7 protein-coding genes, 1 riboswitch and 1 other annotated feature are annotated in these 11,143 nt (G+C 38.1%); of the genes, 5 read left to right on the top strand and 2 right to left on the bottom strand.

Going from position 1 to position 11,143, the window contains the following annotated elements; genetic code table 11:
- Positions 1 to 203 precede the first annotated feature (203 nt).
- Positions 204 to 306, top strand: a riboswitch (cyclic di-GMP riboswitch).
- Positions 307 to 438: 132 nt separating this feature from the next.
- From V7127_RS12815 to V7127_RS12825, 3 genes are all read left to right on the top strand, one after another.
- Entirely contained in the window at positions 439 to 816 is a 378-nt protein-coding gene (locus tag V7127_RS12815) for a hypothetical protein (RefSeq protein ID WP_335486589.1), read from the top strand.
- A gap of 75 nt (positions 817 to 891) precedes the next feature.
- A complete protein-coding gene (locus V7127_RS12820) occupies positions 892 to 1,563 on the top strand; it encodes an EAL domain-containing protein (protein ID WP_335486592.1) in 672 nt (223 codons plus the stop codon).
- A 27-nt stretch (positions 1,564 to 1,590) separates the two neighbouring features.
- A complete protein-coding gene (locus V7127_RS12825; protein ID WP_335486595.1) occupies positions 1,591 to 3,324 on the top strand; it encodes a methyl-accepting chemotaxis protein in 1,734 nt (577 codons plus the stop codon).
- Between the two features lie 88 nt (positions 3,325 to 3,412).
- Here the strand turns inward: V7127_RS12825 and tyrS are convergent, their stop codons facing one another.
- Positions 3,413 to 4,669 (bottom strand): tyrosine--tRNA ligase, encoded by a 1,257-nt coding sequence (gene tyrS / locus V7127_RS12830; protein WP_335486598.1) that lies wholly within the window; start codon positions 4,667 to 4,669, stop codon positions 3,413 to 3,415.
- A 74-nt stretch (positions 4,670 to 4,743) separates the two neighbouring features.
- Positions 4,744 to 4,966: a binding site (T-box leader), on the bottom strand.
- 387 nt (positions 4,967 to 5,353) lie between these two features.
- Between tyrS and V7127_RS12835 the strand changes: the two genes are divergently transcribed.
- Entirely contained in the window at positions 5,354 to 8,209 is a 2,856-nt protein-coding gene (locus V7127_RS12835; protein WP_335486601.1) for a transglycosylase domain-containing protein, read from the top strand.
- A 50-nt stretch (positions 8,210 to 8,259) separates the two neighbouring features.
- On the opposite strand, the gene acsA is transcribed toward V7127_RS12835, so the two are convergent.
- Positions 8,260 to 9,978 (bottom strand): acetate--CoA ligase, encoded by a 1,719-nt coding sequence (acsA, locus tag V7127_RS12840; protein WP_335354684.1) that lies wholly within the window; start codon positions 9,976 to 9,978, stop codon positions 8,260 to 8,262.
- 359 nt (positions 9,979 to 10,337) lie between these two features.
- Here acsA and V7127_RS12845 point away from each other — a divergent pair, with 359 nt between their 5' ends.
- Positions 10,338 to 10,970 (top strand): GNAT family N-acetyltransferase, encoded by a 633-nt coding sequence (locus tag V7127_RS12845; RefSeq protein WP_335345995.1) that lies wholly within the window; start codon positions 10,338 to 10,340, stop codon positions 10,968 to 10,970.
- Positions 10,971 to 11,143: the final 173 nt, after the last annotated feature.

Consider the following 11,143-nt stretch of genomic DNA (forward strand, 5'->3'; position numbering starts at 1 on the left):
TTAAAGTGTGTTATTCAACTAAATAGCCTATAATCCGTAGCGAGTGATTATTTTTAAACCTGTTTTTTATTATAACGCCGCTAGGGTTTTTCTTTTTGAAAAAATTTGAGTAAATGTATTATTTTAGAGAAAACGTTGAATTTTGTAGAATTATGTTGAATTTTGTATTTTATTGTTTTATTATAATTTAAGTAAGAAGCCCTATATGTAAAAGGCAAACTATTTGAAAGAATAGGACGCAAAGCCCTTGGGTCTAAGGTTTAGGTAGTTAATAATACCTATTACTATGATTGCCAGGTTACCAAATTCTTGTTTATTTCCCATGAAATTTTTGGCTATTCTATTTGGAATAGCTTTTTTTATTTTCTATCAGAAAAAGCCTATTACTTAGTGTTTTATTGTTTAGGGCAGAAAAAAATTTAAGTGAGGTGAGGTTTTATGAAGGTTGAAAATTTAATTGCTGATATCAATAAATATATGGAGCAATTAGACTTTGTCACAGCGAGAAAACTTATTGAAGAAAATCTAAATGTATTAGATAAACATAGGATTTCACTGAAAAGCAATGCAAGAGATTTACTTAAATTCCTTATAGAAAGACATGATGCAGGGAATCAGCCTATCTCCAGACAAGACATGGCAACTTTAATCGCTATCAATACATATGCAACTAATTTTGATATTAGAGGCTTAAAGCTAATTATTAAGGATAAAGCAAAATTGCTTTTGCGAACAGATATACTCGAATATTTAAACAAAGATGCAAAGGCTATATTAGATGGAATGGGTGTAATAAATAGGGAATTACCTAAATAATAAGCTAATATTGTGTAGGAAGAAGGGTGTAAAATAGATTTTCGGTCCATTACAACAATAACGCAAGGAAAATTATTGTACAGTGAATATCAGCCGCTTATGAATAGCAGCAATGATACTATTTTTGCACATGAAGCTTTAATGAGAACTACACCACGAATGAATCCTCTAATTGTAATTGAAAAGGCCAGAAATAACGGGGTTTTATTTGAGTTAGACACGTATTGCATTAAGAATGCAGTCATGCAATACCCTAGCTTTTATTTAAAATCTCATTTTTTGTTTATAAATATTCTGCCCACAACAATCGTCCATCACGATTTCGAAAATTTCATAAATAAACTGCTCCTTTTATTTCCTACTATTAGAGGACAGATCGTTTTTGAAATAAACGAGGAAGCTATCCAAAAAAATATTTGGGAACAACAAATTTTTATGAGCCGTCTATTGTTTTTAAAATCGAATGGCTTCCAAATTGCATTTGACGATTTACCGGTTACTAAAGGCTCTTTTAAAATGATCGAAATTATTTCGCCTGATTTTGTAAAGCTGGATCATACAAAATCAAAAGGCTTATCCGCATCAACCGAAAAACAGGCACTAGTCTCTCTCTTTTTAGGATTCACAAACAAAGAAATAAAATTAGTGCTAGAAGGAATTGAAACAAAGAATGACCTGTTAGCCGCAAAACAATTGGGTGTACCTATACTTCAGGGCTACTATATATCAAGACCGAAACGGCTTTAGTAAATGACACTTTAGCCTTATGTAGTTATGTCTAAAAAAGATGAATATATTGAAAGTTGGGGAAAAGAATTGAAAAGTTTATTAAGCTTCAAAAGTATTAGAACGAAAATATTGTTTGGATTTTCAATAGTGATTTTTCTCGTGTTACTATTAGGAGGTTTTAGTTTTTATCAAATCAATACAACGAATAATGACACAGAATTCATTGTTGATCACGAGATCCAATTATTAATTGCAAATGAGCAAATGTCTAGTACTTTGGCAAATAGAATATCAACTGCACGAGGCTATGTCCTATATGGCGGTGACTACAAAGAACGCTTTAACGAATATACTGAGAAAGGGAAGCATTATGAGCAAATAGTTAGAAAGATTGGTGCATCTCAGGAGTTTGATGAACTTATTAACCGTACTGTTGAATGGAGACAGTATGTGGCCAAAGAAGTATTTGAAGAGTACGAAAAAGGAAATATCGAAATCGCACGGCAAAACCTTGCAAAAACAGATACAACCGTTCGTGAACTTATGGCTGGATATGAAAAATTAGCCAGCGATAGCCAAGATTCAATTAATAGAAAAGGGACAGAAATTATAGCTAGTGGAGAAAAAACGGTCCTTTACATAACGATTGTCATTCTTTTGGCTGTAGTTGTTAGTATTGCAGTAGCACTAATAACCTCCAATGTGATTTCAGGCCCAATAAAAAAGGTAATGGAAAGAATGAATCTCATTGCTAGCGGTGATATGAGCCACGAACCGTTAAAAAATAATTCTAAAGACGAAGTTGGCCAGCTAGTAGCTTCTACAAATGAAATGAATAATAATGTTCGCCAATTATTAAGTGAAATTAACCTAGTCTCTGAATCTATTGCAGGTCAGAGTGAAGAATTAACGCAATCTGCCAATGAGGTAAACGCTGGATCTCAACAAATTGCGACTACCATGCAGGAATTGGCAACTGGCACAGAATCACAAGCTGCCAATGCAAGCAATCTATCCTCCATCATGGGCTCCTTTTCATCCACAGTTCAAGAAGCGGATGCAAATGGCGATCTTATTCTACAGGCGTCCAATGAGGTATTGTTAATGACTGGTGAAGGAAGCCAGCTAATGGAGTCTTCCTTTAATCAAATGACAAAGATTGATCAAATTATGCAGGATGCAATGCAAAAAGTGTACGGCCTTGATACCAAGTCTCAAGAAATTTCTAAATTGGTTTCTGTCATAAAAGATATCGCCGACCAGACGAATTTATTAGCTTTAAATGCAGCAATTGAATCAGCAAGAGCTGGAGAACATGGCAAAGGTTTTGCAGTCGTAGCTAATGAAGTAAAAAAGCTTGCAGAACAGGTATCTTCATCTATTTCTGATATTACAAACATCGTAACAGGTATTCAGGATGAATCAAATATAGTAACTAAATCATTACAAACAGGATATGAAGAAGTTGTTCAAGGGACTAGCCAAATTAAAACTACTAGTGAGACGTTCGAAGGCATTAGTGCGGCGATAAAAAACATGTCCAATAATATCCTCACTGTTACTGAAAATCTAGCTGCAATCACTGCGAATAGTGAAATCATGAGCGGATCAATTTCCGAAATCGCAGCCATTTCTGAAGAGTCAGCTGCAGGTGTAGAACAAACCTCTGCCTCCTCCCAGCAAATCAGCAGTTCAATGGATGAAGTTGCCAGTAGTTCAGAAGAACTTGCAAAACAGGCTGAAAAGCTAAACGGCTTAGTTATGAAATTTAAGTTATAAAATATACGGAATTTAATAAGCCCTAGAAATTATGCTTTTGTAATTTCTAGGGCTTTTATTAAATCTTTATTGCTGATGACTTAATGAATTAGTATTTAATTAAGAAATATTTCTTCTTCCCGCGGCGAATGATGGTAAATTCATTCTCGATGCGATCATTTACCGTAAGGACATAGTCTGTTTCTGTTACTCTTTCACCATTAATCGAAACGGCTCCATTTGCCACATCTTCCCTAGCTTGACGTTTAGATGGCGAGATTTTTGCATCCACTAGTAAATCAACAAGGCCAATTTCCTCACCAGAAGTATGCTCGTACGATGGGACATCCTTAAATCCTTGTTTAATTTCTGACCCGGAAAGATTGCTTACTTCACCGCTAAATAATGCCTCTGAAATTTTTATTGCCTGATTTAATGCTTCCTCCCCATGTATGAGACGAGTCATTTCCTCGGCTAAAGCTTTTTGAGCTTTACGAAGATGTGCTTCTTCTTGAACAGATTGTTCTAGTGCTTCAATTTCTTCTTTAGAAAGGAAAGTAAAGTATTTCAAGTATTTAACAACATCAGCATCAGCAGCATTAATCCAGAATTGATAGAACTCATATGGTGAGGTTTTTTCCGGATCTAGCCACACAGCGCCACTTTCCGTTTTTCCAAATTTTGTTCCATCAGCCTTCGTCACAAGTGGAATCGTTAAGCCATATGCTTTCGAGCCTTCCCCTGTCATTTTTCTAATGAGTTCAAGACCTGTCGTAATATTGCCCCATTGGTCGCTTCCGCCAATTTGCAGCTTACATTGGTAATTTTCATATAAATGTTTAAAATCCATTCCTTGAAGGATTGTGTAGGTAAACTCTGTAAAAGATATCCCTGTTTCTAAGCGTGACGCAATCGTATCCTTTGCCAGCATATAATTGATACCTACGTGCTTCCCATAGTCTCTTAGGAAGGTGATAATATTCATCGGTGCAGTCCAATCATAGTTATTTACCATGATCGCTCCGTTTTCTCCTTCGAAATCAAAAATCATTTTTAATTGTTTTGTCAGACAATCTACGTTATGCTGCACAGTTTCAACTGTTTGCAGTGTTCTTTCTTCAGTCATTTTTGGATCACCAATTAAGCCAGTTGCTCCGCCGACAAGTACAATCGGACGATGTCCATGATTTTGAAATCTCCTCAATGTAAGAAATGGCAGCAAATGCCCAATATGCATACTGTCACCTGTTGGATCCATCCCGCAATATAAAGAGATTTTCTCCTTATTTAAGGTGTCCTTCATTCCTTCTTCATCTGTTTGTTGGTAAATAATCCCTCTCCACTGTAAATCTTCTAGTAAGCTCATTGTTTGCTTCCTCCTTTTTGGTTACCCCTTCATATCGTCCATTACCAAAAAAACAAAAAACGCCCCTGCATAATTGCAGGGACGCATTAATTTTGCGCGGTACCACCCAAATTGAGGACAATTGTCCTCCACTCATTTCTGATAACGGATCTTCCGTTCACTGCTATAACTGATAGCTCAGGTTGACAGTGAATGCTCAGGGAGGTAATTCATCCTTCTATGTGTACCGGCTCACAGCAGCCGCCGGCTTTCTGAAACAGAGATAGAAGTACTACTTATTCCCATCAAAGCATATATAATTTTTTTATGTCTAGCTCCAGCGCCTACCCCCGACGTACAGGAAGTACTAGTGTCGACAATGCGACANNTTTTGTCGACCTCGAGGTCATAAGCCAGTCAGCCAAGAAGGTTAAACTACAACCTTCTCGTCGGCCTGTCTTATGCTTGTCGGGGGTGAGCATTAAGGAAGGCTTCTGCGATTAGTCATCGCAGAAACAATTGCCTTTTGATTGTTTCGAAGGCGCTTCCGCTTTTCTCATAATAAAGCATTTTTATCATATGAGATAATAAATGTCAAATACTCAGATGAAAGAAAAAAGGGAAATTTAGAAAAATAGCGAACCGATAACTAATGGATTGCCTGTTTATGCTATAATGTATGTGATTTTAGGGGGAATGATGCGAATGAAGGAAAATCAAAATAACAAAGATAAATGGAAGTCGTGGGTAGCCCTGCTAACCAATAAAAAAGCAGCAAAAGGTGCTAGTATCTCCTTTCAAGTTGCTTGGAATCTTATTTTATTATTTATTATTATTATTGTCTTGGTTGGCTCCTTTGCCGGTGGGGTTGGAGCAGGATATTTTGCTTCACTCGTTAAGAATGAGAAAATTCGTCCTTATGAAAAGATGAAAAAAGATATTTATAACTATGAAGAGACATCCGATTTATATTTTGCAGAAAATGTTTACCTTGGAAAGCTTCGAACAGATTTAGACAGGGAAGAAGTAAAGCTTGAGAATGTTTCCCAATATTTAATAGATGCTGTGATTGCAACAGAGGATGAATATTTTTATGAGCATGATGGAGTTGTTCCTAAGGCAATTATGCGTGCTCTCTTTCAAGAAGTAACGAATTCGTCTGTTCAAACGGGCGGAAGTACACTCACACAGCAATTAATAAAAAATCAGCTGTTAACAAATGAAGTTTCTTTTGAAAGGAAAGCGAAAGAAATTTTGCTTGCCCTACGCTTAGAAAAGTTTTTCGATAAGAAAGAAATTTTGGAAGCCTATTTAAATGTTTCCACCTTTGGCAGAAATTCATCTGGCAGAAACATCGCTGGTGTTCAAGCAGCTGCTAAAGGAATATTTGGAGTAAATGCAAAGGAATTAAATATTCCCCAGGCCGCTTTCATAGCTGGGCTTCCTCAAAGCCCCTTTGGCTATACTCCCTATACACAAGGCGGGGAATTGAAGAAGGCTGAGGGCATTGAACCAGGTCTTACAAGGATGAAAACGGTATTAAACAGAATGTTTGATGACGGAAGGCTCACACAGAAGCAATTTGAAGAAGCTTTAGCCTATGATATTACGAAGGATTTTATTCCCCGTATTGAAAGTACTGTTGAAAAGTATCCGTATTTAACATTTGAGATAGAAAAACGGGCTAAAGACATTTTGGCCGGCATCCTTGCCAAAGAAGATGGCTATACGGATGAAGATTTGAAGAATGATAAAGAGCTGGAAAATGAATATAAAATATTAGCAGACCGAAACCTCCGTCAAAACGGTTACCAAATTCATACAACTATTCATAAGGGTATTTATGATGCGATGCAAGTGGCAAAAGATAATTTTTCCCTTTATGGAAGCGATAAAATAGAAATAATCGAAGACCCTGAAACGAAGGAAAAGAAAGAAGTAATAGAGCCTGTTCAGGTTGGTGCAATTCTCATCGAAAACAGCACTGGTAAAATCCTATCCTTTGTAGGTGGAAGAGATTATAACCTTAAGCAAGTAAACCATGCAACGGATACATTAAGATCGAACGGTTCAACGATGAAGCCGCTAGTTGTGTACGCACCTGCTTTAGAGCTGGGAGAAGTGTCACCGGGATCCGTTATTCCCGATGTAGAGGTATTTCTGGACCCACACCGACCAAATGTGCCTTATCCAAACAACTATGATAAAACTTACAGTGGTTTAGTCTCAGCTCGTTATGCTCTAGCGATGTCTTATAACGTTCCAGCTATGCTGACATATCGTACCATTATTAATCAGCGGCCTGCTCAGTATTTAGAGAAAATGGGCTTTACATCGATTATTGAAAATGACTATACAACCAATTCACTGGCTCTAGGTGGAATTACGAATGGAGTAACAGTTGAAGAGAATGTAAATGCCTTTGGCACTTTTGCAAATGGCGGAAACTTTGTGGATGCTTACATGATTGAAAAAATCGTAGATAAGTCTGGTAAAACTATTTATCAGCATGAAGCGGAACCCGTTGAAGTATTCAGCCCGCAAACTGCTTATTTGACCATTGATATGATGAGAGATGTAATCAATCAAGGGACAGCAACATCATTAAAAGGCCGGTTAAAGTTTGGTTCAGACTGGGCTGGTAAAACCGGTACAGGTCAGGATTTAAAAGATTCCTGGTTTGTGGCTGTTAATCCAAAAGTTAGCTTTGGAGTCTGGAATGGATATGACACTCCAAAATCATTAGAGCTTAGATATAAAGGAGTCCATCACGGTCCCCGTAACGTATATTTATGGGCGGACCTTATGAATGCTGCCTATGACGCAGCTCCTGATCTGGTGGCAACAAATCAGCAATTCCAAATGCCTGGTGGAATTGTCCGCAGATCCTATTGCGCAGCATCTGGTCTTCTCCCTTCTGATGCTTGTTCTAAAGCAGGTCTCGTTACGACAGACTGGTTTAATGCGAAGTTCCTTCCTACACAGACTGATAATAACTTTGCAGATGGAAAGTATGTCCTTATCGGAACTAATAGATACGAAGCCTTAGACAGCACACCAGATGAATTTATCCATTCAGGCGTAGCGATTAGTCCTAAGTTTTTCGAGGATAAGTATGGTATTTCAATAAAGGATGCATCACAGTTAATTCCGAATAAGGATAGATGGAAAGGCCTTATAGCAGCTGATTCTAAATTAGAGGAAAATGGAAAGGCTCCAGATGCCCCAGCTATTAGCCGATCAAACTCGACCATTGTTTGGGGTGCGCATGCCGAAAATGATGTAATTGGCTATCGTGTTTACCAAAAATCAGGTGAAAGCGTGAAAAAGGTGAGCAGCATCTCCGCTAGTAATACTCTTTCATTCCAAGCACCTAATGGAGAGTTCTATGTAACAGCTGTTGATATTGCAGGGAAAGAATCTGCTCCATCCAATATCATTCAAATTGGGCAGCCTGGTGAAACAGCACCTAAAGAAGAAAAACCAAAGGATCCTCCTGGTGATAATGATGACGATGGAAATGGAGATGATCCAGAAACACCGCCAACAGAGGAAGTATAGATTTTCACAGAAAAGAACCGTGCAAATGGCACGGTTCTTCTTTTTGTTTATTAATCTTCCATTGTGGAAAGATCACCGGTTGGCAGGTTTAGTTCCCAAGCCTTTAAGACACGGCGCATAATTTTTCCGCTTCTTGTTTTTGGAAGTTTATCACGGAATTCTATTTCGCGTGGAGCAGCATGAGCTGCAAGTCCTTTTTTCACAAATTGACGAATATCTTCAACTAGTTCATCAGATGCCTCATAGCCATCCAGCAGCGCAATGAAGGCTTTAATAATTTCACCGCGGACAGGGTCCGGCTTACCAATTACACCTGCTTCTGCTACAGCAGGATGCTCAAGGAGCTTGCTCTCCACTTCAAATGGACCGACTCTTTCACCAGATGTCATAATCACATCATCCACACGTCCTTGGAACCATAAGTAGCCATCTTCATCCATATATGCTGAATCACCTGAAACATACCAGTCTCCAGGCATGAAATAGGATTCATATTTCTCTTTATTATTCCAAATCGCATGCATCATAGCTGGCCAGCCTTTTTTAATGGCCAGGTTGCCCATGCGATATGGAGGCAGTTCATTTCCTTGGTCATCAACAATGGCAGCCACAACACCTGGTATAGGCTTGCCCATCGATCCAGGTTTAATCTCCATGCAAGGATAGTTGCAGATTAATAATGCTCCTGTTTCAGTCATCCACCAAGTATCATGGACTCTTAAATGGAATACCTTCATTCCCCACTTTATTACTTCAGGGTTTAAAGGCTCTCCAACACTCACAATATGGCGCAGGCTGCTTAAATCAAATTTCTTAACAACCTCATCTCCAGCTCCCATTAGCATCCTAAATGCTGTAGGTGCACTGTACCAGATTGATACGCCATACTCTTCAATCATTTTATACCAGGATTCCGGATTAAATCTTCCGCCTACTATTAAATTTGACGTTCCGGTTAACCACGGCCCAAACATCCCGTAGGAGGTTCCAGTAACCCAGCCCGGATCTGCCGTACACCAGAAGACATCTTCTTCCTGCATGTCAAGAACCCATCTTGCTGTATGATATTGCTGAATCATAGCATTGTGAACATGTAATACCCCTTTTGGTTTACCAGTAGACCCGGAAGTATAATGCAGGATCAACCCATCTGTTCGTTCTACCCATTCAATAGAAAGCTTGTTGCTCGCTTCCGCTAATCTTTTATTAAAATCAATATAAGGCCCTTCCTCTTCAATTCCTTCTCCTACTAGAAAAATAGTTTTTAGAGCAGGAAGCTCATCGACAGGGACACGCTTCAGTAATTCAGGTGTCGTAATAAGAACCTTAGCTTCACTGTCCTCTAAACGGTCACGAACCGCCCCTTCCATAAATGCTTCAAAAAGCGGACCGACAATTGCACCAAGTTTAATCGTACCCAATGCAGCAAAATAAAGCTCAGGTGAACGCGGCATAAAAATAAACACGCGATCTCCTTTTTCAACATCTCCGTATGTTTTTAAAACATTACCTGCTTTATTAGAAAGCTCCTTCATTTCCTTAAATGTATATTTTTCATTTCTTAAGCCTTCACGGAAATACAGAGCTATTTTATTTTTTCGGATGGATTCTGCATGGCGGTCAATAGCCTCATAAGCCATATTGACTCGACCTGTATCATACCAGGAGAATACCTTCTCCCCATCTGCCCAATCGAATTGTTTGTATGTTTCTTCATAATTCTTTAAATTATAATTTCCTTGAGTTGCTTGTAAGGCTTCCACTTTCATATATCAATATCCCCCTCTGATCATTCCAGCTTGGCTCCCAAAGCATCCGCTTTGTAAATGAGAGAGCTGATGCTGTTTTAAGTTTGTTATTATTATAGTATAGGTTTTATCTTTTCTCAATTTTAAAAATATTCAATAGGATAATTTTCATAACCATTTAACTATCAGAAAACAAAAATGAGTAAAATTTACTACTAATGACAAATAGATATTATATATACTTAGTAGCTTTCTTCATCGTGAATAAAACTGTCACAAATTGTTTTCGAATAATACAGAAAATAAAATCAAGTCACTTAAAAAGAATGATTTTTATGTATAATAGAATTAATAATGATTTGTCTTAGGCGGTGAAACAAATGGAACATCGAAAAACATATAATGCTAAAGAATTAAAAACTCCGCAAGGAAATTTAATTATTGAAGGGCCTATTTCTCCTGAAAAATTAGCAGACTTAGAGTTTCATAAGGACTTAGTAGCTTTTCGTCCACCTGAGCAGCAAAAAAAGGCTCTAATCGAAATAGCCGGGCTGCCAGAAGGGAGAATTATTATTGCCAGGTACAGAGATACAATTGTCGGATATGTTACATACGTATACCCTGATCCGCTCGAACGATGGTCAGAAGGAAAAATGGAAAATTTAATTGAGCTTGGGGCCATTGAAGTAATTCCTAAATTTAGAGGTACCGGTACGGGTAAAAGCCTTTTAAAGGTGTCAATGATGGATGATGCAATGGAAGATTATATTATTATTACAACAGAATATTATTGGCACTGGGATTTAAAAGGCACAGGATTAAATGTATGGGAATATCGAAAGGTCATGGAGAAAATGATGAATGCAGGCGGACTGGAATGGTATGCAACAGATGATCCAGAAATCAGTTCTCATCCAGCTAACTGTTTAATGGCGAAGATCGGTAAAAGGGTCGACCTTGACTCTGTACAGAAATTTGACCGCCTCCGATTTATGAATCGTTTTATGTATTGATAGAAAAGCGCAAGCGCCTTAAAAGATGAACATCGACTAAAAACCGCCACGTCCTGTGGCGAACGTCGATGTCAGCACATCCTGTGCAAGTCCGACAAGCATAAGCCAAGTCACTCGGAAAGGCGTTCTTTCCTTTTTGAGTGACTTGGCTTATGACCTCGAGGTCGACAAAA

The organism is Bacillus sp. JJ1773, from assembly GCF_036962035.1.
Classification (GTDB): Bacteria; Bacillota; Bacilli; order Bacillales; family Cytobacillaceae; genus Cytobacillus.